This is a genomic window from Nitrospira sp. SG-bin1 (assembly GCA_002083365.1).
GTDB lineage: Bacteria > Nitrospirota > Nitrospiria > Nitrospirales > Nitrospiraceae > Nitrospira_D.
The window spans coordinates 109,327-136,005 of the sequence record LVWS01000022.1; the positions used below are offsets into that span (position 1 = coordinate 109,327).

A 26,679-nucleotide genomic window follows, 5' to 3' on the forward strand; every position below is an offset into this window, starting at 1 on the left:
TGCGGGAACGCAGCCGGGCACCATTTTCACCATCCTCTAGGGATGTTCCTCCACCCAGACCTCCCCTTCCGGCGTATGTTCCAACTTCCAGATCGGCGTGATTTGCTTCAGCTCGTCGATCGCCCACTTGCAGGCGCGGAACGCGTCTGCCCGGTGCTCCGCACCCGCGATGATCAAGACAATATTTTCACCGATGGCAATTTCTCCATATCGGTGAATGATGAGCAACTCCAGAATGTCGAAATCGTTCAGCGCCCGTTCCCGGATCTCATGCAGCTTCTTCTGCGCCATCCCTTCGTAGTGCTCGAAAGTAATCCCATCGACATCCCGGCCACGTGACCGATCACGCGCGATACCGAGGAACGTCGCAATCCCGCCGATCCGCTTGGATGTTTTTCGTACCCGATCGAGTTCCTGATCGATCGAGAAATTCTCCCGCTGCACACGAACGAACGGGCTCTCTTCCGTCGCTTCACGCCCCGTACCGCCGGCAAACGGAGGCAACAGCGCCACCTCGTCGCCGTTGTTGATGATCGTCTCATCGTGCGCGATTTCCTGATTGACGGACACAAGCACCTTCTTCTTCTGAATCAGCTCGCCAATCGCTGGATAGCCTCTATCGATTGCATCGATCAAATCCTTCACTGGCCGGCCATCATCTACATTCAACGACAAAGAACCCTGATTCCCCGCCAGCATTTTCATCATCCCGAACAATCGCACCGTGATCATTGTTCCTCTATCTGGACCTGAACGTCAGTCTTTCCTGGCATACGTTCCTGATTTCCCCCCGGATTTCGACAGGAGACAGACCTCGCTGAAACTCATCCCACGATCCACCGCCTTGCACATGTCGTAAATGGTGAGTGCGGCGACCGTCGCAGCCGTCATCGCTTCCATTTCGACTCCCGTCGGTCCTGTGGTCTTGGCTGTCGCCGTAATGATGATGGAACAGCGGCCTTGGGGGTCAGGCTGAGATTCTTCTTTGAAAGCAATGTCCACGCTCGTCAGGAGAATGGGATGACACATAGGAATCAGATCCGGGGTCCTTTTGGCCCCCATTACTCCCGAGACCTGGGCGACGGCCAACACATCACCCTTCGCGATTTTCCCATGTTGAATCTTTTCAAGGGTTTCCGGAAGGAGAAAGACTTTGGCTTGCGCCGTGGCAAGCCGTTCGGTCGAGTCCTTGGCACTGATATCGACCATCCGCGCCCGACCCGATTCATTGAAGTGGGTAAAATCAGACATTGTTGCGTGGAATCAGTACCTTACAGTCGATACACAGCGGAATTATAGGTGCCGCCTGAAACGAAGGTCAAGCCGAAGAAAGACAGCGCTCGTTGGTGCCACAACAGAGGGTAGACATTGGCAGACCGCATGGAACTTTCCCTGCCCTTCGCCCTATACTGAGCAAACTTCGCTTCAGCACCCTCTAGGTGATCGGTGAGAATCATCACGGCAGTCGTGGTTGTAGCACTGATACTCGTAGGGACGGTTCTGCACTATGTGTGGGAACTGATCTCAATCGGGGCCGCCTACAAAGCGAAGAGCTTGTGCTCCGGCGTCTTCGTCTCGATGCGCTCTCCGGAGGATGTGCTGCATAACGACCTTGGAGTCGAGGATCTACCCATACTGCGTTCGATCAACTCAACCATTGACCGCACGACCCAGACCGTGTCAACCACCTTTCTCGGGCTGATCGGACAATCCGCGGAGTATCGTCCTGGTCTCGGTTGCACCTTGAAGTTCAAGCACTACGAGCCACCGAGGCTCATGGATTTCAATCCCACCCTTGACCTCGTCAACACCTTGCCCGGTCACTGGCCGGCGACGGATTCGAGGGCGGAGGTTACGGCGGCGGTCGATCGGGACCTGTTGAATGCGGCTCTGGACTGGGCTTTCGCTGAACCTGCTCAGACACGTCTCCGGCGCACACGCGCAGTGGTCGTGGTGCACCAAGGTCAGATCGTAGGAGAACGGTACGCACCGCCCTTTGACCAACACACGCCCTTGATCGGCTGGTCGATGACCAAGAGCGTGATGCACGCACTGGCGGGTATCTTGATTCAAGAGGGAAAGCTATCGCTCACCGATCCGGTTCAGGCGCCGGAATGGCCGGAGTCGAGCAACGGCAGACGCGCGATTACGGTGGATCATCTCCTGCAGATGACCAGTGGAATAGACTTCGATGAGAACTACACCCACCCGCTGGCCGATGTCACGCATATGCTGCTGCGGACTCCGGATATGGCCAGTTATGCGGCCCGCAAGAAGCTCGTCGCGGAGCCAGGCTCGCAGTGGCGCTATTCGAGCGGCACCACGAACATTCTCAGCCGCGTCATGCGTCGTGCGGTCGGCGACACCGACTATCATTCCTTTCCGCATCGTGCCCTGTTTCAGCCGCTTGGTATGACGGGCGCCGTGCTCGAGCCGGACGCCTCCGGGACGTTTGTCGGTTCTTCCTATACGTACGCCACCGCGCGCGATTGGGCCAAGTTCGGTCTGCTCTATCTCCAGGACGGCATGTGGAACGGGCAGCGCATACTGCCGGCGGGCTGGGTCCGGCATGCGACCACCCCGGCGTCACGTATTCCGGGAAATGCCTTTGGCGCGCACTTCTGGCTACAGATACCGGACGAATACAGGAGCGGGGGAAACGTAAATCTCTTACCCCAAGACACCTTCCACGCCGTAGGACACGGAGGCCAATTCATCACCGTCATTCCCTCACGCGAGCTGGTCGTGGTTCGACTCGGACTGAGCCGCTACGCGTCAGCCTGGCAACATGACATCTTTCTGAGCAAACTGCTTCTAGCGGTCAAAGAGTCACTCGTGCAGAGCTGAGGCGATCACGAAGTCGATGAGTCCCTACAACAACGTCGGGCCCAAGACCAATACCGGATCCAAGTCGGGACCACGATAGCTCAGGCCGGCGATGAGTCTTGCGGCATTTCTCATGCATCTGCTCTCAATAGACTCCTAAAGTAGCCTTGCTATACTCCCAGCAGTGCGGGAAGAACCATGAAGAACCTGCTGCGTGGAATCGCGACACTTGGGTTGATCACCATCGTCGGAGGTCTGTGGTGGATGTACAACTCGCTGGATGCTCAGATCGCGTCCGCGATTCGCCGCTATGGCCCTGACATCACCGGTGTGCCGGTCAGCCTTTCGGATGCCAAGACCGACCTCGTCGACGGCAGAGCGGCATTACACGGCCTGGTGGTCGGCAACCCTGAGGGCTTCAGGACCGCGCATGCCCTGTCGCTCGGCGAAATCAGTATGACGCTCGACATCGGTTCGCTCACGACGGACGTGATCCGGATCAAGGAACTCACCCTCATCAAACCGGAGATCACCTACGAATATGCCGGCGGCGGGAGTAATCTCGACGTCCTCCAACGCAACATTGAGCGTTCGATCGGCCGACAAGACGATAAGAGGAAGAACTCTCGGGAGTCGGAATCGGGCAAGAAACTCGTCATCGAGCATTTATACATCAAGAACGGTACCGCCCGTGTGAGCGTCGAACTTCTCGACGGCGATGCGGTACAAGTGCCGATTCCCGACATGCACCTACGGGATATCGGGAAGAAGTCGAACGGCACGACGGCCGGAGAAGCGACCCGACAAGTTCTCGGTTCGCTCGTCCCGCAGGTCAGCACGGCCGTGGCGTCACTTGGCGTGAATGTCGCCGGCAAGACCATTCAGAAAGGCATGGAAACCGCGACTCAGACCATCAAGGACCTTTTTAAATAGCGAAAATATCTAACTGCGGTCCAATTTCGACCGGTTCGTCCTTACCATCCCCCTCTTTTTGCAGTCTGGAAAAACAACGGCCGTTTCAGTACACTCTTTCGAAGCGCAATCCGCCGTCGCCGATGGAAAAGCCGACACATCAGACTTTCACGATCTTGCAGCGAGGATTTCGATGGGATTTTTAAGCAGACTGCTCGACATGCCCTCGTTCACCGGCGCCACCAATGCACTCTTGGTCGAGTTGGCTCTTCCCGAATTCACCGAATCGCAACGATCCCGATTAAAAGGCCGGGTTGTCGACCTCTACCGAACTCACAAGGCTTCGAATGGGTCGACCGAAGTCATGCTGGCGGAGCTGAACCAAACGCCGCGCTTCTTTCAACTGAACATGTTGGCGCTCGCCATGAAAGACCTGGGTTATCCCCCGCCGTTCAAGAAAGAAAAGCTCCAGAAGGTCAAGGACCCCTTCGATCCAAAGCACGCGGATGAATATGCCATGCGCGCGGTCGCCCGGCGCCTCAAATGGCACTATGGGGTCGAAGTCTGGATCGCCGAGGAATCGATCAGTTTTGACTCCTGGTAGCGAGACCATCGCTTGACAGACCCAGGGTACGCGGTTATTCTGCCCCGGTTCCTTCATTCACGTCGGGAGGCACGAGAGACGATATGCATATTCCTGCTTTGAGGACCCTGTTCCTTGTGGCCCTACTCGCTCCATTCGCGGCGACCTCCATCCAAGCCGCCGAATTTAAGATGGGGGTGGTGGACCCTCAATCCGTCTTGGAAAAATCCAAGGCGGGGAAGCGGGCGCTCGAAGGGCTGAAGGAATACGTCTCGACAAGACAGAAACTCCTGGCGAAAGACGAGGAAGACCTCCGCAATTACGAGAAACAATTGAAGGAACAGGCCCTCAAGTGGACCGACACGGAAAAGAAGGAAAAGGAGGGACAATTTCGGACGAGGGTTCAAGACTTCCAGAAGCGTGCACAGGAGTTCAACATGGAACTCCAGAAAAAGCAGAAGGAGTTGGTCGACGAATACATGAAGAAAATCTCCTCGGCGACACAAACGGTCGCGGAAAAGGGAGGGGTGGCCCTCGTCGTGGACAAAGGCAGCGAACAGACCGTCAAGATCGTGATCTACAATAAAGACACGATCGACCTCACCGACCAGGTGATCAAGGAATTCGATCGGGTGAACAAGTAGCGCTGGAAGAACGAAGCCGCTTCACTTCTCCAACGGATATCCGGCCTCCCGCCACGCGCGAATCCCTCCATCCATCGAAACCACGTTCCCATACCCCATCTGTTGCAAGGCATCCGCCGCCAACGCCGATCGATACCCTCCCCCGCAATAGAGCACAATGGAGTCCTGCTTATTCGGAACCATCGATTCGATATCCCGTTCGATAATCCCTTTGCCAAGATGCCGGGCGCCTCGCGCATGGTCCTGGGCGAATTCATGATCCTCCCGGATATCGATAAAATGGAACTGCTCACCACGGTCAAGACGAGCCTTCACTTCGGTCACGCTGCACTCCTTGACACGTTGTTTCGCCTGTTCGACCAGTCTTAAGAAGCCGGGATTATGTTTCATGCTCCTCCGCTTTCTTCAAAACAGCGATACCTGCTCAACGCCAGGACGTCGAAACGTCTGTGGAATGGCGGTCATGTCATCGTCCGGAAATCCCGCTCTCCGTTTGGCCAGCAGGAATAACTGCTCGATCAGTTTCCAATAGGGCCCCTGCCCCGTCTGCCGCTTGAAGAATCGGCTTTCCGTCAACACCCCGCCCCTGATCTCACGAAGTCGATTGGTGATTTTCCCCAGCCGATCCGGAAAGGCCTCCCCGATCCGGTCCAGAAACACCGGTTCTAGGCTGCCGGCGAGTCTCAACAAGCTGTAGGTCGCGGTACGGGCGCCGGCATCATAGGCCCGCTCCAACAATTCAGGAATATCATCTTCATTCAGCCCGGGAATGACGGGTGCGATCGAAAGACCCGTCGGAATACCGGCATCGGAAAGAGCCTTCATGGTGGAGAACCGCTTGATGATCGACGGCACATGCGGCTCCACCTTGCGGGCCACATCGTCGGAGGAGAAAGGAATGCTGAAATACACGACTACCCAGGCCTCGCGATGCGACCGAACGAGCACATCGAGGTCGCGAACCACCAATGAACCTTTCGTGATGATCGCGACAGGGTTCCGATACTCCGCGCAAACCTCCAAACAGGCGCGGGTCAATCCGTACTCGGCCTCGAGCGGTTGGTAGCAGTCCGTGTTTCCAGAAAAGACAATCAGCTCTCCCTTCCATGACGGCTTTTCAAAAGCCCGCCGAAGCAGCCGCGGTGCCTCTTCCTTCACCACGATCTTGCTCTCGAAATCGGTTCCGGCCCCGAACCCCCAATACTCGTGGGACGGGCGCGCATAACAATAGGCGCACGCATGGAAACAGCCCCGATAGGGATTGACGCTCCACCGAAACGGCAAGTCCGGGCTGTCGTTCCGGCTCAAGATCTCCCGGCTGTCGTCCGCATAGAGCGAGAGCGTGGCTGTGCCGGCCGGTTCGAGCAGGTCCCGATGCCGTGACTCAAAGGGATTGGGGGGATTGGAAATCTGACGCATGAACCTATCCTGTCCTTCAGGCCCAATGGATGTCAATTCCCCACGTTGGTTCGCAAGATCATAATGCAGTGGTTTCGTTGACTCTCCGGAACTCAGATGTTAGATTCCAACCGCTTTTTGAAGAGCGACCTGTGTACGATCTGAAACATCTCCGCGATAACCTCGACCACATCCGTACCGCGCTCGGACGACGCGGGAACGATGTCCCGTGGGCCGATATCCAGAAACTAAGTGAAGAACGTCGAACCGCCACCATGCAGGTCGAGCAGCTTCGCTCCGAACTCAATAAGGGCTCCGAAGAAGTGGCTCGGCTGCGCCGGGCCAAAGCACCGGCCGACGAAGCCATGGCGGCGATGAAACGGCTGGGGGATCGGATTAAGGACATTGAGGGAACCCTGCGAAAGGTCGAAGAAGCGCTCACGGATGTCGCCCTACGCATTCCCAATCTGCCCCATGCCTCGGTTCCGGTGGGGACGGATGCATCAGAAAATGTGGAGGTCCGCCGTTGGGGAGCCATCCCGACTTTTTCGAATCCTCCTAAACCCCATTGGGAGGTCGGAGAGCACCTTGGCATCCTGGATTTCGATCGAGCCGCGAAGATCGCCGGAGCCAGGTTTTCCGTCATGACGGGGGCCGGCGCCGGGTTGGAACGAGCGCTGATCAACTACATGCTGGATCGGCACACCACCCAACATGGCTATCGAGAGGTCATTCCTCCCCTCATGGTCAATCGCGCAACGATGACCGGAACCGGTCAGCTTCCCAAGTTCGAAGACGATCTCTTTCGCCTGAAAGACGAAGACTACTTCCTCATTCCCACCGCCGAAGTGCCCGTGACGAACCTGCATCGTGAGGAAATCCTCAGTGGCGAGCGTTTGCCGCTGCGCTATACGGCCTACACGCCCTGCTTCAGACGAGAAGCCGGGTCCTATGGGAAGGACACGAGAGGTCTGATTCGGCTTCACCAATTCAACAAAGTCGAACTCGTGGCCTTCACGACACCAGATCATTCCTACGAAGAGCTTGAGCGCCTGACGGGGCATGCCGAGTCGATCTTGCAGGATTTGAATCTCCCCTACCGCGTCATTACCCTCTGCACCGGTGATATGGGGTTTTCCGCGGCGAAGACGTATGACCTTGAGGTGTGGCTGCCGTCGCAGCAACAATACCGGGAGATTTCGTCTTGCAGCAATTTCGAATCGTTTCAGGCCAGACGAGCGAACATCAAGTATCGGCCGACCGGAGGAAAAAAAGACGTCAAGACCGACTTTGTCCATACCCTCAATGGCTCCGGTCTTGCCGTGGGACGAACCCTCGTGGCCATCTTGGAAAATTTCCAGCAGCCAGACGGTTCAGTTGAGATTCCTTCCGCCCTGCGGCCCTATATGGGAGGGATGGAACAAATACGGCAAGAATAGAATCCCACCCGTGGTATGATTTCTCGCGCTTATCCCTTAGCCGGGGGAGTCAGCCAAGGTATAAAAGGTATCCGACCCCGTAACTTCAACAACCTTCCACATACGGAATTACTCCCGCTCGCTTGCCGGTATCCGACAAAGCCGGATCTCCTTTGGACTCGCAATGAAACGCCGCAGCGTCCCTCAGTGTAGCTGCCGTGCGCGCAGGTACGCTTTCAGTTCCTCTGAGTAATACTGAACGATTTTTCGCTCTTCTGATGATAACGGCGTGTTGCCGACGAGAACCGGAGAACAAAGGATGGCTTCACAGGAATGGATGAACCCATGGATTTCTTTGCGTAACGGAGAAAATGGGCTGCTAGAAGCCGACATAGGTCATCGCCTTTCTCACAAGGTGTCGGCGGTTAGGCCCTCCGGAACCCGCCGATAATATTGTGGTCCGGTCTCTTGAAGCGAGACCGATCAATACCACGGCACGGAATTCATCGGACGAGACACGTTAGGGCTGCTGACCTTTCTTGTAGACGAAGACAGCCGCAATCACCAACCCAAGAATCACTGCACCAAATGTCAGCCAGTTTGCATCCATGATGTCTCCTTCCGTGTATCACTAAGTCCACCGAGTCACCAAACCACAGCTTTGCAGCCCCCAACCAGGCACTTCATCTTGCAACCTTCGTATCGCCTGCCTCTCTACTATGCGATGAGCGGCGATGGCCGCGTTGGAATATCGATCTACCGGCTAATCAATTGACCCGGTCTTGGCACGGTTCGGCCTGGTCACGAGTGGCAATCACCTCGTTTTCGGTGTGAACCGCATCCCGCTTGGATGGCAGCACTACTTGCAAGTCGTTCTTCACCCATCTGACGCCGCCAATCCCTTTGGCGAGATCCTCCACCGTCTGCTTTGCCTTGTCGGAATCCACTTGGCCTCGGATCATCACCACACCCTGTACACTTTCGACATTGATCTCTCTTCCCCTAACCCGAGCGTCGGTAAACAGAGTCGTCTTGGTCTTTGCCGTCAGCCAGGCATCATTGAGGGTGATCATCTCCTCGGCATTGCCGGGGCCGTTTGCCAATACGGTCAAGAATGACCCACCGATCACCACCGTCGCGCATAACATCAGAACTATCCGTGTCGTCATTGTCGTCTCTCCATACCCGAATAGAACAATCCGATTGTCAGTGCGCTATCCATGAATGTATTCATTCTCAGAGATTCCTCACGACGTCCCCACAAGTGGAGCAGACCGGCGTCCTCTCCACCTCCCATCGGCAGACCTTGGCACCCAAGGCCTGCAGCCGTTCAGAGAACTCTCGCATCGGAGCGGCGGAGACTGAGGAATCGGTCACGCTGAGAAGAACCAGGAAGCGCAAGAGATGGGACAGTCACCGAAGCTTCATACGGGACATTATCACCCTGGGCGCAATGAGGCTCAGAGTCAAGCACTATAATGTAGGTCTGGGCGATGCGGGGCGTTCCTTTTACCGCATTCATCCAATGCCGGGTCATCGTAAGAATCGCCAAACGCCCACTGAACGTACCCTTAATAGCGCTTGACTCCGGTAGCGAATGCGATCAGGGTGATCCTATGTGTTGTGAGCCCGTCAGCTGTCCAGGCTAGCGCGCATTCCGTCCAACACCGGCGCGTCTGATTCCTCGGTCCTCCGCCGTTTCCTCGAAGATCGAGTGTCCTTCAGTTCAACGAGGCAGTGATTTTGAATTCTGAGGGTTGGTGTCCTTGGCGTCTGGGTGCACCACGGCCACTGAACAGGGGCTCACGGCGTGCCTGCCGGAATCCGGAACGAACCGATGATGTCGTCGCGTTGTTCAAGAGAGACCGGCTTGTCGGTGAAAAGACGGTGGCTGAAGCATCGCCCTCATGGAAATGGATGGTACAACGGTGCGCACACAGGAGGATCCAACAATGATTACAATCACCAGAAAGGCCGAAGAGAAGATTCACGAACTGATGCAAGAGGACAAGGAGACCGTCGGTCTACGAGTGTATGTCAAAGGCGGTGGGTGCCATGGCTATCAATATGGGATGTCGCTGGAGTCCTCGATGCAGGAGGATGACACAATCGTTGAACAGGGTGTCGTCAAGGTCATCATGGATTCGCAAAGCGCTCCGTTGCTGGTCGGGACGGAAGTTGATTATGTGGACCGGACAGAGGGTTCGGGTTTTGTGATGAAGAATCCGACCGCCAAGACGACGTGCGGATGCGGCAGTTCGTTCAGCGCGTGACCGAGCCGATCAACACGGGAAGGAACTCATGAACAAGTGGCGTGATTTTCGGCGCGAGATGACAACGGAGCTTTTGCTGCTCGCGTACGTAATAGCGTGGGGGATTGCGCTGCTAGTGACTCACTTGCTGACGAATTAACAGGGCGTCATGCGTCACTACTTTTCGCTGATCCGCTGTGCTCAGTACGGCCCGGGGTGGGGCCGGTGTTTCCCCTTTGTTTTGTCGACATGGAACCATCCTCTCCTTGGGTGACGCCGGTTCCGGTGGATTGAGTAGAATCCAAACTCCAAACCGGTCCTGCTGTTGAAAGACCAAGCGCACCCATTTGGGCTTTGCACCACCAGGAAAAATGAACGTGCTCGCAGGCGCGTCCACATCCGAACTTGGCTCTCCCGCACACTATGCGCTTTCCTAGTATCACATTCACGGGACCTGTATTACCTTAATGACGGTCGTCATGCAGCATAGAGGAAACACTGCTTGTGTGGCTTCTCGTGATCGTCTTGCTGCTGCCTATCGCTGATACCGAACAGGTGATATTGAAAAGCTTTGCGACCTATGAGGAGTGTCAACCGGAGGGAGATCGTGTTCGATTGGAAATGGCGGAGAACTATCCTTCCGATGTCTTTCGCATCATGTGCGCATTTCGAGCCTCCCCCAAGGTATTGGCACACCAACGGTAGATAGATTCCTTGCACCTCGCACGACGAGGTTTGATCTACCGTCCCACCTGCTGCGCCGGACAAACCATCCTAGTTTGCCTACTCCTTCACAGTCGGGTGTGACATCGAAGGGAGCGGTTGATCGTCCGCGTCGGTCTTGGAAACGGTCGAAACCGCACTGTGAAACGCCTCAGCATCTCCTCATACCCCATCTCTATACCAGTGAGCATGGCAAAGATTGGTTCTCGGTGAAATAAGACGACGAACTTCCGCTAGGGTCTTGCTGTTCGAGGGAACTTTACTTTGTGAATCGAGGTGACCTGGTTCTTGATACTGGGGGCTCATGAGTGGTCACACCCTCGCGGCTAAGCCACGGTATACGGCTGGTATCGGGCAGTTGGTGATCGGTGTTCTTGTCGGACCCGCTGAAGCGGACTAACTTCTTGTGGTCTTTCCTTGTGCCACTAGGACCGAGACGAGGCTTGAGATGTTTCTTTGACTGCATGCTTTCATTGTACCAGGGAAACGCGTCGCCGGGCGAAGTGCATTACCCTCGATCTTCCACTGTTTGCGTCGCTACGAAACGACATCGTGCCTGAAAGCCGATATCCTAGGGGACTTACTGGTTTTTGCGATACAGGCTTAGAGATAGCATTTTCTTTATTAGGAACCCTATCGTAAAGAGTGGAGTACTCCGTTGACTGCCTGGAGTCACATCGAAAGACCTCACTCAAACCTATGAAGCAGGAGGGATTTATGATGACTTCACAAGGTGTTCCAGTGTCGACAGGCGGAACTGTATTGTTTCTTGGGCTCTTCACCATGATCCTGATGAGCGATGTGGCCTTTGCAACAAGCGGAATGAAAAGAGCTCTATGTGAAATACCGCCCGGGCAAAATGCTCTGCGGGCCGAACAAGATCACGAGAGGGGCACCCTTATCATTTCCGGTGAGCTGATCAGCACGGACGGCGATTATTATGTCGTAAAGGAGGAAAGTGGGAAAGAAGTGAGCTTGCTTACCGACAAGAGGACGGACAAGCCGGTCATTGAGAAAGGAGACCGCATTACGGCCTATGTCGACGATGACAATTATGCCCTGTGGATTCGATCCAACGACAGTACGGATCGCCGAAGTGAGCATGGTTCGGTGGACTGCAACCCGGGTTGAACCGGACCATCGGCAGCATAAACGGCGGCAAGAACGTCGCCTATGGCGTGACCGTACACTACCGCCATTTACCGTCTTGTACCGTGGTTTCCCGCTTAATCTCTCCGAATTCCCTACCATTCAATTAGGTGGACAGTTTAGTGGGTTAAGATGGCTGCCTATGGCTTTTCGAAAGATGCCCCAAGGCGTCGACATACTCCTCCACCGCTTCTTTCGCCAAGCTGTAGCAGCGGCACGCCTCCCGTTCGAGCCCCTCCTGATCCAGGATGATGACGATGTTTCGCCCTACATCCACGATCCCTTGTTTCTTGAAGTCCATCAGCCACTCTTTCACAATCGCGGAATCCACACCCACTTGAAGAGCAAGGAAGTCACTTGAGAACGGAAACGATTCAATCCCCGTTCGTTGCCAATGGGCTTTGAGCCAACGGGCCAGACGTTGCGCGGGAGAATGGAATTGACTGCATCCCACGGAAATGACGGCAAGGCTCATGATCAGCAAGTTATATCGGGCAAGCGCCGCGTGCAGATAGGGCAGACTTGGAAGTCTGTCCATCACTTCAGCTGCAGCGAGGCGTACGGCCCTGCCCGGGATTTGAACCATGGCCAAACAGGGTGAGCGGTTGTCGCCCAACAGGATGGACGCTCCGCTACAGCCTTCTCTTCCGCTCACGGTCACTTCGACGATGTGTTCCTGGTCCTGCGCATTGGTCAAGCTGATGGCGGAATCGATAGGAAAGTGAAAAAACTGAATGGGGCGACCGGCTTCTTCGATCCCGTCGCCGAGGTGTAATTCGATGATGTCGCAAGAGGGGACAATCGACCGGCGCTCCGCTAGCGGGAGACCTCGCAGCATGCTGTTGTTCTCAAACAGGTCGTCGAGCGCCATACCCTCATCGTAGCCATTGAGAGAGCTATCGCAATAGGAGAACCCCTTGGAATGAATTTGCATGCGGAAGTCAGCCCTCATAGTTTCAACCTATCTTTCCCACGGTCCCCCTCTCACCGGCCGATCACGCCCAAACCGACCCACCCGTGGCGCAAACGGTGGCAGGATCGAGAACAACACCCAGCAGCGGCAGGACCATACAGGCGGACATTTCTAAATTGGGTTGATCCATGCGCAACGGTCCTTGACTTGATTGCAGGGAGACACTACGATGTAACCACACTTGCGACCACAAGGGAGACACTCGTGAGATTCACCAACGTGCGAGGGCTGAAGACCAAGACGTCCGAAATGCTGAGGACCGTCGAACGAGGGAACACCGTCCTCGTCACCACCCATGGGCGCCCGACCGCCATGTTGGTTCCCGTGACGGAAGACGACATCGAGGATGCCTTATTGGCCTATAGCGCAAAGTTGCGGAAGAAGATCGAAGAAGGATTAAAAGACATCCGCGCGGGCCGATCCATGTCCCTATCCGACTACAAAGCTACGCGGAAGAGAAAGAAAGTCCGTACCGCGTGACCTGCCGGGTGTTTCTGTCCGAGAAGGCACAATGCGATCTGGATGCCTTCTCCGACAAGATCACCAATCAAATTCTCGCCGACTGTGCCCGCCTCGCCGACAATCCCATTCCCGACGGCAAACGGATCAAAAAGTTGCAGGGCTTTAAAACACCGTTGTATCGATTGCGAGCAGGTGATTATCGGGTGGTCTTTACGCGATCCGGGGCCCGCATCGACATCGTGCGCGTGCTCAGCAAACCGGATTTTCAGAAGGCTTACTGAGTGGCTAACCACGCAGTAGCGTTATGTGGGCAGACCAGGGATAATGAACGATACACGAGCTATTCCGCGATGATCGGCCCATTTCCATTGTGCGCGACCGGTCCGTGAATCAAGCCGGCATCGACGCGATAAAACGCTCTGAGCAGGCCTCTCAAGACGAACTCGTCACGGAATCCCTACTTCTCGTCCCGGATCGCCGCCTTTACTTTGGCCTGGAGCTCCGGGGTGACCTCTCGGATCCCGTGTTGTTTCGCGTGTTCCGCCGCATTCTTCAGCACCTCTTCCTCGGTTTGGCCCCGTACAACGTGCTTGCATCCGGATGACGGATCAACCTTGGCGCACTCAACGATTTTTCCCATGGTCGTCTCTCCTTGGTAAGCCGGCTATAGAGACCGTGCGTGCTGTCATGCGAAACCCTGTACTCAGTTCAATCCGGGCAACTTCGAGCCACTCTGCGATGGACAACATCAGGGTCAGGGGACATGAGACTCGATGGTCTTACTTGCTCGCCGGTTTGTCCGATACAAAACTTAGGGCATGCTTACTGTGCTCGTCGTACTTCACGATCACCTTATCGCCAACGGCAGGATCCTTATCCGTCGCCTTCCTAGCGGTCGTCTTGTCGAGATGGAGAGGAACCACTTCACCGGTTTGCTCGTTCTCGACTGACACATCCCATTGGTGCGCAGCCACATCGCGGTTCACCACGTTGACGACCTTACCGTGGATCGTTCGTCCCGGTTGTTGTACGTCGGGTTTGTCATAGATCTCCCGCTCTGCCGATAAGGCCACGGTGGCCAGAACCACACCAAACGTCACAGTGAGAAAACTCACGCCGACCGTCGTGAATGACCCGTGCATGCGACACCTCCCTTGCTGGGAACCGGACATCTTTTCCCGAAGCATAGCCCGGTCTAGGGAAAGACCGAAGCTGGAATAATCCCTGGTGTCACCTGTCGGAATGAGGCCGCCACGCGCGTTGCTCAAGTCCTTAAGACTTAGGCAGTCCCTCTTTCCTTCAATCATAGAGACCAGCTTGTTCTGGTGCTCTTGCGAACACGCTAATAACACAAAACACCTGCCCTTAACTCCCCGACTATGATCGGCGGCCCCCCTCTTAGTGCTTTGTATCGCTAAACCGCAAGCAAGGAACCGCCCTAAAGTTCCGAAGCATGCATATCTACGATCTATACGTGTATATGCGCAAGGGACGCTCCCAGTGCAGGTTTATATACCAGTCCCATATGGTGAGCCCCATAGCCTATAGCCTCCTACATAGACACCCGCCTCCTGATGTCGATGAGGGGTTACTTGCGCAGAACGAGGGTCAATTTCATGACGTTACATGACGAAATCCAGGTATCCGTGATCGCCTGTGAGGTCATACTTGATCGCGGCATGAATACGGACGAACTCAATCACCACCTCGAAACACGGGCCCCTTCGGTACTATCGCTTCGAGGTGACGGAACAAATTCCGCAGTCGTGTCCCAGATCGACACTAGCGGCATAAGAGGATATAAGGAGTGACTGCTATGATGCCATGGATCATCGAACCGTTTTTGGTGGGGGCCATTATAGGACTCATGTACATAGTGGTATCGAAATGGCGAAAGAAATGGCGGAAGTGGACTGAGTGACTTATAACGACTCAGCCCGTCAGAGGTTTAGGTCCCATATCGCTCTGCAACACCAGATCAAGGAACGGCTGAGCTCAGTTCTTGATGATCGCACAAGCTAGAATCCTAGGGAACGCCGAAGCGAGCATGGTTCGGTTGACTGCAACCAAGGTTAAACCGGACCATCGGCATCACATGCATGGTCTGGATGACGAGATTTTGAGACAGACCTAAGGAAGTGAACAACGCCGAAACCACGTCCACCCAGGAGCGCTCAGGATCGAATGCGCGTGGTAAAAGTATGGGGCTTACAGGGGTTTAATCCGGAGCCGACGAAGGACACCAAAGGGTTGAGCCAGGCCGGAAATCTCCCGCTTGACATCATCCTCTAAGAGCGAAGTCCTCTCCAACCTTGCTGATGGACAACTCAAGCTGAGTGAAGCCATAGATTCACTTGCTGATGAGATCAGAAGGCAGAATACTCCCCTCAGATTTGTGCTCTTCAATGTACTTTTTACCGTTCTCATAGGCTATTTCATCAACATTACTACTCCCCATGTCAATGAAACCATTCATCGCTCTTTCACAAAGAAGGAAATCATAAAAAAGTTACAAACCGAAGCAACCTCCATAGGGTTACAGCCAAAAGACCTTCAGGAACTTCGTGTGATTGTGGCAAGTGCTCTAAAGGTCAGAGAGACACCAAGCAGAACATCTATGATCATTGGAATTCTTAACCAGGGACGAGTGGTGAAACAAGTGACAAAGGGGCGTGATTGGACTCTTGTTGAGTTTTCGGATGGTGACATCACTCATAGAGGATGGGTTTTCACCAGATACCTAAAACGCTTAGCACCCAGTTCCAGATAAATGCCCATATCTCTAAATAGCGATAGGAACGGCAATAGTTAGTACGTCGATGATTGACAAATGCGAGATCGATCAGAAGTCTGATGAGTTAGGGGTACACCCGTCGAACGTTCAACGCGATTACGTATTTGGATGGTTACTTGCGGGACTGTTTCAGGACAATAACCCTCTCCGTGATCGTTTAATCCTTAAAGGAGGCAATGCATTTCGCAAGGCTTACTTTGAAAATACCCGATTTTCTAATGACCTGGATTTTTCGACTCAGGAAGCATTAAGCGAACAATCGTTCAGGGATGGATTAGATCAAGCGTGTTTATTCGCCAAGACTAATAGTGGAGTAGAGTTTCTAGTGGATCAAAATCGGATAGGAACTCGATCTCTTGCAGATAAGGAAAGCACCATTTATGAGGCTCGGGTGTATTTTAGGAGTTTCTATGGGGAGGAGGACGTAACCCTCAAAGTGAAGCTTGACGTTAATGAGTTCGATCGTATTTATCTTCCGATTCAGAGGCGTAAATTGATTCACGGCTACTCTGATTACATAAAATGCGAAGCGGTGTTACGTTGCCATAAGCTGGAAGAATTGCTGGCCTCAAAACTCAACGCCTTATTGCATCGTCGTCATTCTCCAGATCTCTATGATTTTGTCTATTCGATCCTCTTTCCAAAAACACTCGATGTTTCAAGATATGAAATTATTACGACATTCCTAAAAAAAACTATATATGAATCAACGCCACAAATCGTTTGTAACTTATTGTTTGAGATCCCATTTCAAACCATTCGCGGGTTTTGGAACGACTACCTAGTCTGCCCGAAGGTCTCCCTATTTACCTTTGAAGAAGCAGAAACTACATTCCGTTCCGCTATCACGGAGCTGTTTGGACTGATTGTTCCACAGCCGCAACCTGCCTTTTTGCCTTCCGGAGTGGGTGCGACTGTTAGCTATTATGGAAGCACTTCTCGCAATACGATTATGGAAGCTGGTCGTCTCAAACGCCTTCTGAAGATAATGTACGACGGTTACGAGCGCCTGGTTGAACCCTATGCACTTGCCTACAAGCGACGGAAGGACGGTGTAGCTCAAGAATATTTTTACGCATATGACTTGAGCGGTGGGCGGAGCGGTCCAGGGATCAAGTCGTTCATTTCTGGCAATGTTCAGTCCATAAAACTAACAGAACAGTCGTTCGAACCTCGCTTTCCCATTGAGCTTGGCGGAACCGGTGGATATTTCGGTACCACACCCTTTTCGTCTCAAACCAGCCGTACTTCAGCAGTTGACAGCTCCTCTCGTCGCCGCCAGTCTTCATCCTCTTTTCGTTCTTCTCGAAAAAAGACGGCATCGCCGTTAGGACTCACATATACGGTACAGTGCCCATATTGCAACAAGCGCTTTAAACGAGACAGGATTGATACAAAGCTAAATGAACATAAGGACCACTATGGCAATCGCTGTTACGGACGTATAGGATTCATCGTCTACTAGCGGTACACAATAGATCATCCCTAGCTCTCATTATTTTGGTCTGACTTGTCCTGGCAAAGACATTCCTAGCCACATAGGTTTCTGCACTAATAGCTTTTGTCCATCGACCAGCGTAGAGTTCCGCCCGTCAGTTGTGAGAGCTGACCGTAGGTTCGTGCGGCGGATCTAGCAGACATTAGATCCGAGGTGGCGCTTTCGTCCCTAACACTACAACTTACAATTATTAAATCCCTGACATTCTCACGGGTTTTTAATCTTTTTGTAGGGTGTGGTGTGCGCTATGCCGAAGCGTCGTGCTATCGTTTCCGTCATCGCCAACCCATTCGCCTTCGACCGGCTTTAAGCGGCTCCCCGTCTGGGTGTCGAAGACCGATATTGTCGTCCACTTCAAGCTCAGCCCGACCGATGCCAAAAGGCCACCAGCCTAGGGATTGAGAGTATTGATCTCAGTCGCCATTGAGGTATATTTGATCCGCACAATTCAATGCCATCTCTCCGACGAGACGGGCGGGCCACCGCCGACACCATGTGAGAAGGGAGGGGTGACTCATGGCAGTATCTATTAACCCTCTTCAGAACTTAGTCCAGTTGCTTCACAATCCGCTCGCGAGGACAGCCCTGTTGTACATTGCGGGAATTATTGGCGTTCTCATCTTCAGCTATTTCGCGACACGACAATGGCTGTAGCCTCATAGAGACGACTCAGGTGGAGCTCATAACCGGAGTGTCCGATCCTGATAGAGGTCTCTCCCCATACTTTGAGAATTGGTAAGGGGTGGGGACGCTAAATGGTTGCATATAGGGTGGTTGGCAGGCAAGCGATCTGCTCGCAGCAATCCCCTAGCTGCTAGCTCTCGATCTTTCACCAGCACCCTCTCCACCGTGGACTCTGCAACGGGTTCGACATAGATCCCCTGTTGGCTGTAGGTCTCCGCTTCAAAGCGCCGATTGCACCGCCCCTCTCCAAAGGCCTGGCTGCATGCAACACGAGCTGCATCATAGCTGCAAGGGAGCTGGTGGTCTTGCGTTGGACCGAAGACGGTGAATATGCTGAACGTACGGTCCTGATGGACGCAACCTTCACCACCGAACGTGAGAATGGAGCGAACTCATGGATTCACTGGTCACCTGGACGAAGGTCGTGTACGCCCTCCACGCGTTCAGCCTGCTGACCGGCATTATCGGCACGGCCACGGTGGTCGGGGCATTCCTCACCGGCTGGCCGTCGATCATCGCGGTCATTCTGAACTACATCAAGCGGAGCGAGGCTCGCGGCACCTGGCTCGAATCGCACTTCCGCTGGCAGATCCGAACGTTCTGGTTCGGCCTGCTCTGGATGACCCTCTGCGGGGCCTTCATCATCATGACATTGGGAATAGGCTTCCTCCTCGTGTGGCTGCCGATCGGTGTGGTCGGATTGTGGTTCGTGTATCGCATCATTCGCGGCTGGGTCACTCTTGGCGATGGACGTCCAATGTACGTGTGAACGAGACGGCCTTTATGAGCACACCATTTCCCGTCCGCTTGGGGACTTTGTCTTAGTGATGGTCTCAGTTGCAAGGGAGTGGGACACATCTGCCGACCTGGTTGCACATCTCACTCACTGAAGCCGACATGCTGAAGGTTCCCGAAGAACAGTGGATGGGTGTTTACCAATCCACCGGAACGCCGTATACTGCGCGAGCTGATGCGGGGCGGTAAGAGAGATTTTATCCGGCGACTCCATAACAAGAAAACGATGACTAGTCGTCGGGTCAACCGAAGGTTGGTCTGTAAAAAAAATAAGAGTGGTATTTTATCCCGTCGCCAAGAACAATCAGATTGGCTCCGGGTGGAGCAAGCTTGGTTTGGAGGGGTGACGGAGTGGCCGAACGTGCCGGTCTTGAAAACCGGAGATGGGGTAACCCATCCGCGAGTTCAAATCTCGCCCCCTCCGCCATTTTTCAATGAGTCTGTCTGTCAGTATCGGCAGAAGCTTCGCTCTCAAGTGTAATCTTTTTCTCCTGCATGTACCGATTAAGGCGCTTCGTTGCCTCCCGGAGATTATCCTCGCTCGTGATGTTGTATCGGTCAAAGACCGATCTGGCTGTGTGACCCGCTGATCTCATGGCGACCGTCTCAGGGACGAGGTTGTATCCCCCCGGCCAAGCGCAGGTCACTTCAACTGATCGTCTGGACAATAAGTTTCGGGCCGGCACATTATCATATCGGCGTCTCGCCTACCGGCCCATACAAGAAGAACGATGACCGGTATTAATCAGAAATTAAATCCTGATACTCACTATGCCGCCGGAGCCAACCGGCGGCATAGCCGCATATGGGCACCGCCTTCAGTTTGTCCGCACGCACAACGTCCATTAATTTACTCATGAATTCCCCGGCCGCACCCTTGCCTCGCAATTCCTGCGGTGCGAAAACGTAATCGATATAAAGCCTGTCCTTATCCTTGCGGACATTGGCATACACCACCAGCTTCCCGAACGGCATTTCATAGCGTTTTTCTGTCTCGTTATACGTGACTTGATTGTTTGCAGTCATGCTTCACAACTCCTGTTGTGCATTCATCTATAACATTTTCGAGCCGGTCCCTTTCGGGTCAGCGATCCTGACCTTTATGGGATGTGGTAGCGACGATAGGCGGTTGGAGTACGCCGAGTGTCTGTAATGGGCATCACAATGTATTCATTTATAAAATTCTATTGGTTCTACTTTAACGCACACCTTCCTTCGCTTACATGAGGGAAAGCCCCTGGACGAGCAGAATCCATTGATCTGTCCTACGCTAGGAAGTCGCACTTCGTGCGTCGTTCTATCCCTTTTCCCAGTACCACGCGCCTTGGAGCCCTATTAGGCTTAAACTCAGTTGAAAACAATTCAATCGACCCTGGGAGGCTCAATAAAAAACAGTCCTCGCACCTGGCGGTGCTGATGAACAGCCCGTTGTAACGCCATGCCCCAGCTTACCGCTTCAGAAATCGCCCAGCTTCTCCGCGAGATGGGGGACCGCCTGGCGCTGGAAGGCGGAAACCCTTTCCGCGCCAGGGCCTATCACCGCGCCGCCGAAAACCTCGCCCTCAGCACCCTCCCGCTCGACCAGCTCATTCAAGAAGAGCGCCTCACGGAAATCCCCTGCGTCGGCGAATCGCTCGCCCGGGTCATCACTCAACTCCACGAGACCGGGCATTACTCCAGCCTTGAAACCAAGCGCTCGGAGACGCCGCAGGGCATGCTGGACATGCTCCGCATCCCCGGCCTCAAGCCTGACCGCATCAAGAAGCTCTACGAAGAACTCGGAATCAAATCGCTCGCAGAACTCGAAGAGGCCGCCAAATCGGATCGCCTCACATCCGCCAAAGGATTCGGTCCGGCCTTTCAGGCCAAGGTGCTGCAGGGGATCGAGATGAGCCGCCGCCCGCAGGGGCGCCATCTCCACCGCGCTAGAGCTGCGATCAACTATGCAATGGCCGAACTCGAACGCACGCATCCTTACCTCACGTGCATCACGCCCGCGGGGGAATTCCGCCGCGGCTGCGAGCTCATCAACACAATGGCGCTGGTCGCCATCAATCCGCGGCTCAACCGCGATCACGACACAATCACCGCTGGTGACAGCCTCACCGTCCATGTGACCAGTCCCCAGCGCTACGGCATCACACTCCTTCTCGCGACGGGCTCGGATCAGCACATCGAAGCCCTACGAGCGGTCGCCAAACAGAAAGGCCTCATTCTCGACGGCGACGGTGTCAGAAAAGGCAATCGCCTTCTTGCCAGCAAACGCGAGGAAGACATCTACGACGCGCTGGACCTGCCGTTCATTGCACCCGAGCTGCGCGAATCCGGCAAGGAAGTGGTTCTGGCGCTCAATGGTGAACTGCCCGAACTGGTTACAGACACAGACATTCGCGGCATCCTGCACGCCCATACGACGGAATCGGACGGCGGGGACACCCTCGAAGACATGGCGCAGGCCACCAAAGACCGCGGCTATGCCTATCTCGGGCTGACGGACCATTCGCAGACCGCGCATTATGCGGGAGGCTTAAAGCCCGCCGAAGTACTGACGCAGCAACAGCACATCGACACACTCAACAAACGCTTCGGCAGCAGATTCCGTATCTTCAAAGGCATCGAGTCCGACATTCTGCCGGACGGCTCGCTTGATTACCCCGACGAGATTCTCGACAGCTTCGACATGGTGATTGCCAGCATCCACAGTCAGTTCCGCAAGGACAAGGCCGAACAGACCGAACGCATCCTCAAAGCCATCGCCGACCCACACACCACCATTCTCGGCCACGTGACCGGACGGCAATTGATGAGACGCCCCGGCTACGAAGTAGACATGGAGAAGATTCTGAAAGCCTGCGCCAAACACGGCGTCGCCATCGAAATCAACGCCAACCCGTGGCGGCTCGATCTGGACTGGCGCTGGTGCGCGCGCGGTCTTGAGCTGGGCTGTCTGTTCAGCATCAATCCCGACGCCCATTCAACAGACGAGATCGACAATGTCGGGTGGGGCGTGCTGATGGCACGCAAGGGAGCGGTCCCGAAAGACCGTGTGCTCAATACCCTCAACCTCGATCAATTCGCCGCCCATCTCGCGCAGCGCAATACGACGCTCACAAGCAGCGCTCGAAGCATAGCTGCAAAGCCGGATAGAATGGACGAACACTCTTAGATGCCTTCTGGCAAGCTGCTTTAAATAGTGAGCTAGTTGCCGTCGCCCCTCACTCCCCTCACATCCCACAAAACGCCATGCAAACCGGGCAATATACCTACAACTCGCTCCTGTTGTAGATTTCTGTATCTTTCTGTACATTTGAAAAATACGCGGAGTCTGGCTCTGGTGGTCTTGAAAACCGGAGATGGGGTAACCCATCCGCGAGTTCAAATCTCGCCCCCTCCGCCACATTGCAACAGTGGTGATTCAGTATCTGCAATGCCTTGGAGCGGGAATGAGACATGACCCAATCCGTGACCTACAAAGGCTACACGATTCAACCAGCGCCTCGGCATCTTGTGGATACCGGCCAGTGGGAATTGAACGTCTTCATTTCATGGATTACTGAGGACGGGGAGGACAGTCGCCATTTCGTGAAGACCGGCCGATATGCGACCGAGGAGGAAGCCACGGCCCAGTGCATTGTCTATGGCCGTCAGATCGTGGACGGCCAGGTTCCCGGCTCATCGGTTGGTTAATCCCACCAACCATCCGACCGTCACCCCTCACGGAGGCGCGCCATGCGACTCGCTGTGATTCTCATTCTTACCCTCCTAAGCGGATGTGCCGGCCTCAAACCTGATCAGATTTCGAATCGAACCGGCAGTTTGTCAGCCAACGAACGCGAGGCACTGTATCAGCAGGCCCGTGAGGCAGCGCAGCAATCTCGTGAGCGGTACATCGCCACGGAACGTCCGGCCCTTCAGCGAAAGTTTCGGCAGGAATACCCCGCGATGACCGACGCGGACCGCGAGGTCCTCGTCAATGATGCGTTGGAGAGAGGGTTGCGTTCAGCGACCGGACGCCGACCAGATGGTCCAATCAAGCAGCCCCAAATGGATTGCATGTCTTCCTCATGGAGAAATTCTGTCTTTTCGAATTGCTATTAGCGAACGTCACGTGATGGAGGAATCCATGGATAGTGGGAAAGGTGGGATCAATCCGATACAAATTCAGGCCATACGGGCCTGTTTAGAAAAGCAATTTGCAGACGTGAAGTTCAGCCAGAATATCAGACCGACGTTCGTCTGTCACAACGGCGTCGAGAAGCAGTCTTGGCACCTGGTCTTTAACGAGCAGTTTTTGGCTGGCCACCCGTCCATCGAGGAACTCCGGCATTTCGTAGACACCAAGGTGATCCCCAAGGTGGTCAAGAATCCCGGAAAGCGAATTCAAATTTCGAAGTTGGGAGACATTACCGTCGAAGAAAAAAATCCATCGTAGGTATACAGAGGCCCGGCACAAATGCGCGTACGATCGACAGGCGGCTGCTGCACCGGATGGAGTTGTTCCACGACCTCGACATACGGGAGCAGACCAATACCGTAAGCCCTTGTGACGTCTTACTGTTTTCCTGACTGTAGGCCTCATGAATGATGCACAAACTACCGAATGACATCTGTAGCCGACAGAACATCGACGGCCACACTGACCGTGAAATGCGAATGTTGGCACCGCACCGTCAATTCACGAGGACATCATGGTCAACTATCCGCAACAGGTACCATTCCAACGGTTACTGGTTCGATTTATCTCGACGTCCACGCCGATCGAACGGCATCTGCTGGCCGGCAAGCAGCTCACGGACACCGAACGTGACCTGATCTATAACACGGTACTCATCCTTCACGCGGCGCTGGAAGTGTGGCAGAAAAAGCGCGGCAGATCTCCGCGAAAACCACCTTCTGACCATTAATCATCATGACGCCGGCGGGAGCAACAGGTTTTGTTACCGGCCTTTCGAGATTCATCATCCTCCTCCAATGGCCAGTGCACGATCGATAAGCGTTACAGACGAGAACACTTCCGCTCACATCCGCCCTTCCGGCTCGGCGAGATTCGGATCGCCTGTCTCGCCTGGCTTAAGCGAGGTTCAAGACGCCCCTTTCCCTGTTTCTGCTGTCAGAAGGGATAACGCTGTTCAGGTATCCAGAAGGTGATGAAGGCGCTGACCTAAGAAGGACGCCGGTATCCCCGAATCTTCGGCCACTCGTCCTTTGGGACGCGGTACGGTACTGATGGAGGTTTCCGTACCACGAGACGCTTGATAAGTAGGAACAGTGCGGTGATGGAAAGGGCTTGGAGGATTTTCATCATGATGAGCCTGACCTATGTATAACGATACCGGCTCCAAGCCTCAAGAATAATTTCATGGCTCGTTTTAAAGGAATTATCTTCTTGTGATACTGTGACACAGTGAACACCCTGGACATTTCGCTCTCCCTTTGAGGAGGCCACCGTGAGCCTGACATGGCCGAACACTGTGAGAGGTCTTCCGGCAATCTGCTTACTAAGTGGCCTCGTTGCCTGTGGCAGCCTCGCAAATTGCTTTAATAGTGGGTTCGTTTCCGTCGCCTGTGGCGGCGGGTATGGCAATCGCGACTTCTCTTCACTGTCGCAGCCCGCGGCCACATCGGCTGAAGGTCGCTGGACCGGCGCGACTCGCACCAGTCGCACCGTCGCTGGACTGGTCCTCCATGACGGCACGTATTGGGTGTTCTATACTGCCATCGGCAATCCCAACCTCCTGGCGGGGCTGGTTCAGGGAACCGGCACGTCGCACTCCGGCTCCTTCGGTTCCTCGAACACCAGGGATTTCAATGTGGAAGGCGCTGGCATTCTCGCGGCAACGATGAGTGGCGCCTATGTGCCGAACAAGAGCTTTCACGGGACGATCGTATACTTCAACGGAGATACAGGGACCTTTACGAGTACGTACGATGCCGACTATGAGTCGGCCCCTGACATGAATCTGGTGGTCGGCAACTATTCTGGGCTCCGTGCCGACCATCACACGGTCACGGTGACCGTGGATTCCGCCGGGACGCTTTCCGGCCACGCATCGGATGGCTGCACCGTTGCTGGGACGTTTGCCCCTCATGCAAAGGGAAATGTATTTCATACCTCTATGACATTCGGAGGTGGCGCCTGTCGCCAAGGAACCGAGACGGTCACTGGAGTGGCGTTTTACGATGCCGCCACACACCGGCTGTACAGCGCGGCCCTCAATAGTGCCAGGACCACCAGCTTTATCTTTATCGGCACCAAGCTGTAGGCATCACCGGTCTCATGTTCTGTCTGGGTTTCCCTTTTCGACTGCGTGGCAAAATCGGCACCCCGAAGTCGTATAGAGCGTGGCTCCCTTTGCCTTCGCCATACCATCTCCAGAGGAAAAAGAGGCTACGTCAGAACAGATCGATCAAGGCTTTAGCCTTTTGCACGGCGGCGAGTTCGGCGGCTTCTCGGGATGGAAAGCTGCCGTCGGCATGGCCCGTGCCGGGGTCCGCTTGCGGGTTCCCACCTGCACGGATGACGTATTGACAGACCCATGTGTGATCAGCCTGTTGACGCGATGTCAATACGATCTGGTGTCGTTTATAGTCGAGTGGGGCCGCGGGCTCGGCTGAATTCTCAGTCATACATTCTCTCTTGTATGATGTTGGCCGTCCGTCCCACCCTCTTGTCTCTCATCGCAGGAGAAAGCATAGCGCCACGCAACCACATTGAGAGCTGGGAATAATCCTTGCGGCCTGGTTATGCAGGGGTGTTGAAGATCCGCTCACGGCTCACTCTTGCTTAGTAAGAGAGCCACAGGGCGATTGATGCCTATCTCCAAGGGGGATAAAACACCGGTGTTTGGATACATCGTGGAGGTGGGGCTCGCCGCGCAGAACTTGAGGTGCACCGACAGAACAGAGATCGTGCGGTAAAAAGGCTGGTGAACATCCCCTCCTATTCCTTAAAATCATAGAGCAGTACAACGTAGGGCGATTGATCGCATCCTATCGAGAACGGTCAGGCAAGACGCGATGAGAGCCCGACATATTTATTACCGGCTGATGGAAGGGAGTGTTTATGAAATGCCCAGAATGTCTGACGGAAAATGACGCCTCGGCCACGAAGTGCTCGATGTGCGGGCATTCCTTTGCTCCGCCGCCTGTCAGGCCGGTTGTGTATACCAGCTTTTACGGCGGGTACTTCGCCTTTCGAGAATTGGTCACTCCGCATCTCATTAAAACGATCTATATCGTGGGAGCCTGCTTCATCACCGCAGCGGGGATCTGGGCTATTTTGTCGCCCGAGACTTTGGTCGGGTATGGGGAATATCCGATCCTTAGTCGCTTCGGTGGGATCATGGTGTTATTGGTCGGGAATCTGGTGTGGCGGATGGCGTGCGAGGCTGCCATTCTGCTCTTTAGTCTCCACGAGATCCTGGTCAGTTTGGATAATCGAGCCAGAGCGCTCATGTTGCGGGATCAAGCCCACCACCCATGAGATGAGGAAGTTCTCCGTGGAGAGAGAGCTCCTTTCTGCCATCCCACGGTAAGCGATCGCTCGAGCGTCGGCCTGTGACAAGAGG

The 26,679-nt window shown here is 54.5% G+C and carries 32 protein-coding genes and 1 tRNA gene; 21 read left to right on the forward strand and 12 right to left on the reverse strand.

Going from position 1 to position 26,679, the window contains the following annotated elements; all coding sequences use genetic code 11:
• Positions 1–36: 36 nt before the first annotated feature.
• From A4E19_17725 to A4E19_17735, 3 genes are all read right to left on the reverse strand, one after another.
• Positions 37–504: a molybdopterin biosynthesis protein MoeE gene (locus tag A4E19_17725; protein ID OQW34828.1), complete on the reverse strand. Its 468-nt coding sequence runs from the start codon at positions 502–504 to the stop codon at positions 37–39.
• Positions 505–756: 252 nt separating this feature from the next.
• Positions 757–1,251 (reverse strand): cyclic pyranopterin monophosphate synthase accessory protein, encoded by a 495-nt coding sequence (moaC, locus tag A4E19_17730; protein ID OQW34757.1) that lies wholly within the window; start codon positions 1,249–1,251, stop codon positions 757–759.
• A 20-nt stretch (positions 1,252–1,271) separates the two neighbouring features.
• A complete protein-coding gene (locus A4E19_17735) occupies positions 1,272–1,457 on the reverse strand; it encodes a hypothetical protein (GenBank protein OQW34758.1) in 186 nt (61 codons plus the stop codon).
• Between A4E19_17735 and A4E19_17740 the strand changes: the two genes are divergently transcribed.
• The 4 genes from A4E19_17740 to A4E19_17755 all read left to right on the forward strand — a co-directional run bounded on the left by A4E19_17740 (position 1,447) and on the right by A4E19_17755 (position 4,965).
• Positions 1,447–2,847, forward strand: a complete 1,401-nt coding sequence (locus A4E19_17740) for a hypothetical protein (GenBank protein ID OQW34759.1) — start codon at positions 1,447–1,449, stop codon at positions 2,845–2,847. The two genes, A4E19_17735 and A4E19_17740, sit on opposite strands and share 11 nt — an antisense overlap.
• Positions 2,848–3,024: 177 nt before the next feature.
• The gene (locus tag A4E19_17745) at positions 3,025–3,759 is read left to right on the forward strand and encodes a hypothetical protein (protein OQW34760.1); all 735 of its coding nucleotides are present in this window, start codon (positions 3,025–3,027) and stop codon (positions 3,757–3,759) included.
• A 172-nt stretch (positions 3,760–3,931) separates the two neighbouring features.
• Positions 3,932–4,342 (forward strand): hypothetical protein, encoded by a 411-nt coding sequence (locus A4E19_17750; GenBank protein OQW34761.1) that lies wholly within the window; start codon positions 3,932–3,934, stop codon positions 4,340–4,342.
• Between the two features lie 83 nt (positions 4,343–4,425).
• Positions 4,426–4,965, forward strand: coding sequence for a hypothetical protein (locus A4E19_17755; GenBank protein ID OQW34762.1), 540 nt, complete (start codon positions 4,426–4,428; stop codon positions 4,963–4,965).
• A gap of 21 nt (positions 4,966–4,986) precedes the next feature.
• On the opposite strand, the gene A4E19_17760 is transcribed toward A4E19_17755, so the two are convergent.
• Both A4E19_17760 and A4E19_17765 read right to left on the reverse strand, forming a co-directional pair.
• Entirely contained in the window at positions 4,987–5,355 is a 369-nt protein-coding gene (locus A4E19_17760; GenBank protein OQW34763.1) for a sulfurtransferase, read from the reverse strand.
• Between the two features lie 15 nt (positions 5,356–5,370).
• A complete protein-coding gene (locus tag A4E19_17765; protein OQW34764.1) occupies positions 5,371–6,384 on the reverse strand; it encodes a radical SAM protein in 1,014 nt (337 codons plus the stop codon).
• A gap of 131 nt (positions 6,385–6,515) precedes the next feature.
• Here A4E19_17765 and A4E19_17770 point away from each other — a divergent pair, with 131 nt between their 5' ends.
• Positions 6,516–7,802 carry a serine--tRNA ligase gene (locus A4E19_17770; protein ID OQW34765.1) on the forward strand — a complete coding sequence of 429 codons (1,287 nt, stop codon included), beginning with the start codon at positions 6,516–6,518 and terminating at the stop codon, positions 7,800–7,802.
• 746 nt (positions 7,803–8,548) lie between these two features.
• Here A4E19_17770 and A4E19_17775 read toward each other — a convergent pair.
• Positions 8,549–8,950, reverse strand: a complete 402-nt coding sequence (locus A4E19_17775) for a hypothetical protein (GenBank protein ID OQW34766.1) — start codon at positions 8,948–8,950, stop codon at positions 8,549–8,551.
• 783 nt (positions 8,951–9,733) lie between these two features.
• On the opposite strand from A4E19_17775, the gene A4E19_17780 reads away from it, so the two are divergent.
• From A4E19_17780 to A4E19_17790, 3 genes are all read left to right on the forward strand, one after another.
• The gene (locus A4E19_17780) at positions 9,734–10,054 is read left to right on the forward strand and encodes a hypothetical protein (protein OQW34767.1); all 321 of its coding nucleotides are present in this window, start codon (positions 9,734–9,736) and stop codon (positions 10,052–10,054) included.
• Positions 10,055–10,537: 483 nt separating this feature from the next.
• Entirely contained in the window at positions 10,538–10,738 is a 201-nt protein-coding gene (locus tag A4E19_17785) for a hypothetical protein (protein ID OQW34768.1), read from the forward strand.
• A gap of 735 nt (positions 10,739–11,473) precedes the next feature.
• Positions 11,474–11,887, forward strand: coding sequence for a hypothetical protein (locus tag A4E19_17790; protein ID OQW34769.1), 414 nt, complete (start codon positions 11,474–11,476; stop codon positions 11,885–11,887).
• Positions 11,888–12,032: 145 nt separating this feature from the next.
• On the opposite strand, the gene A4E19_17795 is transcribed toward A4E19_17790, so the two are convergent.
• Positions 12,033–12,839, reverse strand: a complete 807-nt coding sequence (locus A4E19_17795; GenBank protein ID OQW34770.1) for a hypothetical protein — start codon at positions 12,837–12,839, stop codon at positions 12,033–12,035.
• Positions 12,840–13,082: 243 nt separating this feature from the next.
• On the opposite strand from A4E19_17795, the gene A4E19_17800 reads away from it, so the two are divergent.
• Positions 13,083–13,358 carry a hypothetical protein gene (locus A4E19_17800; protein ID OQW34771.1) on the forward strand — a complete coding sequence of 92 codons (276 nt, stop codon included), beginning with the start codon at positions 13,083–13,085 and terminating at the stop codon, positions 13,356–13,358.
• Entirely contained in the window at positions 13,355–13,621 is a 267-nt protein-coding gene (locus A4E19_17805) for a hypothetical protein (GenBank protein ID OQW34772.1), read from the forward strand. Before A4E19_17800 ends, A4E19_17805 begins: the two co-directional genes overlap by 4 nt.
• Positions 13,622–13,797: 176 nt before the next feature.
• Here A4E19_17805 and A4E19_17810 read toward each other — a convergent pair whose 3' ends face one another.
• Positions 13,798–13,980, reverse strand: a complete 183-nt coding sequence (locus tag A4E19_17810; GenBank protein OQW34773.1) for a hypothetical protein — start codon at positions 13,978–13,980, stop codon at positions 13,798–13,800.
• 139 nt (positions 13,981–14,119) lie between these two features.
• Positions 14,120–14,482, reverse strand: coding sequence for a hypothetical protein (locus tag A4E19_17815; protein OQW34774.1), 363 nt, complete (start codon positions 14,480–14,482; stop codon positions 14,120–14,122).
• A 474-nt stretch (positions 14,483–14,956) separates the two neighbouring features.
• Here A4E19_17815 and A4E19_17820 point away from each other — a divergent pair, with 474 nt between their 5' ends.
• The 4 genes from A4E19_17820 (at position 14,957) to A4E19_17835 (ending at position 19,538) form a co-directional block, all read left to right on the forward strand.
• Complete coding sequence (locus A4E19_17820) at positions 14,957–15,151, forward strand: hypothetical protein (protein OQW34775.1); 195 nt, start codon at positions 14,957–14,959, stop codon at positions 15,149–15,151.
• A gap of 1,008 nt (positions 15,152–16,159) precedes the next feature.
• Entirely contained in the window at positions 16,160–17,599 is a 1,440-nt protein-coding gene (locus A4E19_17825) for a hypothetical protein (GenBank protein OQW34776.1), read from the forward strand.
• Between the two features lie 1,111 nt (positions 17,600–18,710).
• Positions 18,711–19,085, forward strand: coding sequence for a hypothetical protein (locus A4E19_17830; protein OQW34777.1), 375 nt, complete (start codon positions 18,711–18,713; stop codon positions 19,083–19,085).
• Positions 19,086–19,448: 363 nt separating this feature from the next.
• A tRNA-Ser gene (locus tag A4E19_17835) sits at positions 19,449–19,538 on the forward strand.
• Positions 19,539–19,542: 4 nt separating this feature from the next.
• On the opposite strand, the gene A4E19_17840 is transcribed toward A4E19_17835, so the two are convergent.
• A complete protein-coding gene (locus A4E19_17840; GenBank protein OQW34778.1) occupies positions 19,543–19,758 on the reverse strand; it encodes a hypothetical protein in 216 nt (71 codons plus the stop codon).
• Positions 19,759–19,852: 94 nt separating this feature from the next.
• Positions 19,853–20,137 carry a hypothetical protein gene (locus A4E19_17845; protein OQW34779.1) on the reverse strand — a complete coding sequence of 95 codons (285 nt, stop codon included), beginning with the start codon at positions 20,135–20,137 and terminating at the stop codon, positions 19,853–19,855.
• A 412-nt stretch (positions 20,138–20,549) separates the two neighbouring features.
• Between A4E19_17845 and A4E19_17850 the strand changes: the two genes are divergently transcribed.
• The 6 genes from A4E19_17850 to A4E19_17875 all read left to right on the forward strand — a co-directional run bounded on the left by A4E19_17850 (position 20,550) and on the right by A4E19_17875 (position 25,374).
• Positions 20,550–22,277 (forward strand): DNA polymerase/3'-5' exonuclease PolX, encoded by a 1,728-nt coding sequence (locus tag A4E19_17850; protein OQW34780.1) that lies wholly within the window; start codon positions 20,550–20,552, stop codon positions 22,275–22,277.
• 284 nt (positions 22,278–22,561) lie between these two features.
• Complete coding sequence (locus A4E19_17855; protein OQW34781.1) at positions 22,562–22,798, forward strand: hypothetical protein; 237 nt, start codon at positions 22,562–22,564, stop codon at positions 22,796–22,798.
• Positions 22,799–22,840: 42 nt separating this feature from the next.
• Entirely contained in the window at positions 22,841–23,209 is a 369-nt protein-coding gene (locus A4E19_17860) for a hypothetical protein (protein OQW34782.1), read from the forward strand.
• Positions 23,210–23,234: 25 nt separating this feature from the next.
• Positions 23,235–23,543 carry a hypothetical protein gene (locus A4E19_17865; GenBank protein OQW34783.1) on the forward strand — a complete coding sequence of 103 codons (309 nt, stop codon included), beginning with the start codon at positions 23,235–23,237 and terminating at the stop codon, positions 23,541–23,543.
• Between the two features lie 256 nt (positions 23,544–23,799).
• Positions 23,800–24,015, forward strand: a complete 216-nt coding sequence (locus A4E19_17870) for a hypothetical protein (protein OQW34784.1) — start codon at positions 23,800–23,802, stop codon at positions 24,013–24,015.
• Between the two features lie 543 nt (positions 24,016–24,558).
• Complete coding sequence (locus A4E19_17875) at positions 24,559–25,374, forward strand: hypothetical protein (protein OQW34785.1); 816 nt, start codon at positions 24,559–24,561, stop codon at positions 25,372–25,374.
• Between the two features lie 130 nt (positions 25,375–25,504).
• Here the strand turns inward: A4E19_17875 and A4E19_17880 are convergent, their stop codons facing one another.
• A complete protein-coding gene (locus A4E19_17880; protein ID OQW34786.1) occupies positions 25,505–25,738 on the reverse strand; it encodes a hypothetical protein in 234 nt (77 codons plus the stop codon).
• 436 nt (positions 25,739–26,174) lie between these two features.
• Here A4E19_17880 and A4E19_17885 point away from each other — a divergent pair, with 436 nt between their 5' ends.
• On the forward strand, positions 26,175–26,594 hold the full coding sequence (locus tag A4E19_17885; GenBank protein OQW34787.1) for a hypothetical protein: 420 nt from the start codon (positions 26,175–26,177) through the stop codon (positions 26,592–26,594).
• Positions 26,595–26,679 lie beyond the last annotated feature (85 nt).

Excerpts from the sequence above, each read along its gene's own strand:
- moaC (OQW34757.1), bottom strand. The coding sequence starts at position 1,251 with ATGTCTGATTTTACCCACTTCAATGAATCGGGTCGGGCGCGGATGGTC.
- A4E19_17735 (OQW34758.1), bottom strand. The coding sequence starts at position 1,457 with ATGATTCTCACCGATCACCTAGAGGGTGCTGAAGCGAAGTTTGCTCAG.
- A4E19_17745 (OQW34760.1), top strand. The coding sequence starts at position 3,025 with ATGAAGAACCTGCTGCGTGGAATCGCGACACTTGGGTTGATCACCATC.
- A4E19_17750 (OQW34761.1), top strand. The coding sequence starts at position 3,932 with ATGGGATTTTTAAGCAGACTGCTCGACATGCCCTCGTTCACCGGCGCC.
- A4E19_17755 (OQW34762.1), top strand. The coding sequence starts at position 4,426 with ATGCATATTCCTGCTTTGAGGACCCTGTTCCTTGTGGCCCTACTCGCT.
- A4E19_17760 (OQW34763.1), bottom strand. The coding sequence starts at position 5,355 with ATGAAACATAATCCCGGCTTCTTAAGACTGGTCGAACAGGCGAAACAA.
- A4E19_17765 (OQW34764.1), bottom strand. The coding sequence starts at position 6,384 with ATGCGTCAGATTTCCAATCCCCCCAATCCCTTTGAGTCACGGCATCGG.
- A4E19_17775 (OQW34766.1), bottom strand. The coding sequence starts at position 8,950 with ATGACGACACGGATAGTTCTGATGTTATGCGCGACGGTGGTGATCGGT.
- A4E19_17780 (OQW34767.1), top strand. The coding sequence starts at position 9,734 with ATGATTACAATCACCAGAAAGGCCGAAGAGAAGATTCACGAACTGATG.
- A4E19_17790 (OQW34769.1), top strand. The coding sequence starts at position 11,474 with ATGATGACTTCACAAGGTGTTCCAGTGTCGACAGGCGGAACTGTATTG.
- A4E19_17795 (OQW34770.1), bottom strand. The coding sequence starts at position 12,839 with ATGCAAATTCATTCCAAGGGGTTCTCCTATTGCGATAGCTCTCTCAAT.
- A4E19_17810 (OQW34773.1), bottom strand. The coding sequence starts at position 13,980 with ATGGGAAAAATCGTTGAGTGCGCCAAGGTTGATCCGTCATCCGGATGC.
- A4E19_17815 (OQW34774.1), bottom strand. The coding sequence starts at position 14,482 with ATGCACGGGTCATTCACGACGGTCGGCGTGAGTTTTCTCACTGTGACG.
- A4E19_17820 (OQW34775.1), top strand. The coding sequence starts at position 14,957 with ATGACGTTACATGACGAAATCCAGGTATCCGTGATCGCCTGTGAGGTC.
- A4E19_17825 (OQW34776.1), top strand. The coding sequence starts at position 16,160 with ATGATTGACAAATGCGAGATCGATCAGAAGTCTGATGAGTTAGGGGTA.
- A4E19_17830 (OQW34777.1), top strand. The coding sequence starts at position 18,711 with ATGGATTCACTGGTCACCTGGACGAAGGTCGTGTACGCCCTCCACGCG.
- A4E19_17845 (OQW34779.1), bottom strand. The coding sequence starts at position 20,137 with ATGACTGCAAACAATCAAGTCACGTATAACGAGACAGAAAAACGCTAT.
- A4E19_17850 (OQW34780.1), top strand. The coding sequence starts at position 20,550 with ATGCCCCAGCTTACCGCTTCAGAAATCGCCCAGCTTCTCCGCGAGATG.
- A4E19_17855 (OQW34781.1), top strand. The coding sequence starts at position 22,562 with ATGACCCAATCCGTGACCTACAAAGGCTACACGATTCAACCAGCGCCT.
- A4E19_17860 (OQW34782.1), top strand. The coding sequence starts at position 22,841 with ATGCGACTCGCTGTGATTCTCATTCTTACCCTCCTAAGCGGATGTGCC.
- A4E19_17865 (OQW34783.1), top strand. The coding sequence starts at position 23,235 with ATGGATAGTGGGAAAGGTGGGATCAATCCGATACAAATTCAGGCCATA.
- A4E19_17870 (OQW34784.1), top strand. The coding sequence starts at position 23,800 with ATGGTCAACTATCCGCAACAGGTACCATTCCAACGGTTACTGGTTCGA.
- A4E19_17880 (OQW34786.1), bottom strand. The coding sequence starts at position 25,738 with ATGACTGAGAATTCAGCCGAGCCCGCGGCCCCACTCGACTATAAACGA.
- A4E19_17885 (OQW34787.1), top strand. The coding sequence starts at position 26,175 with ATGAAATGCCCAGAATGTCTGACGGAAAATGACGCCTCGGCCACGAAG.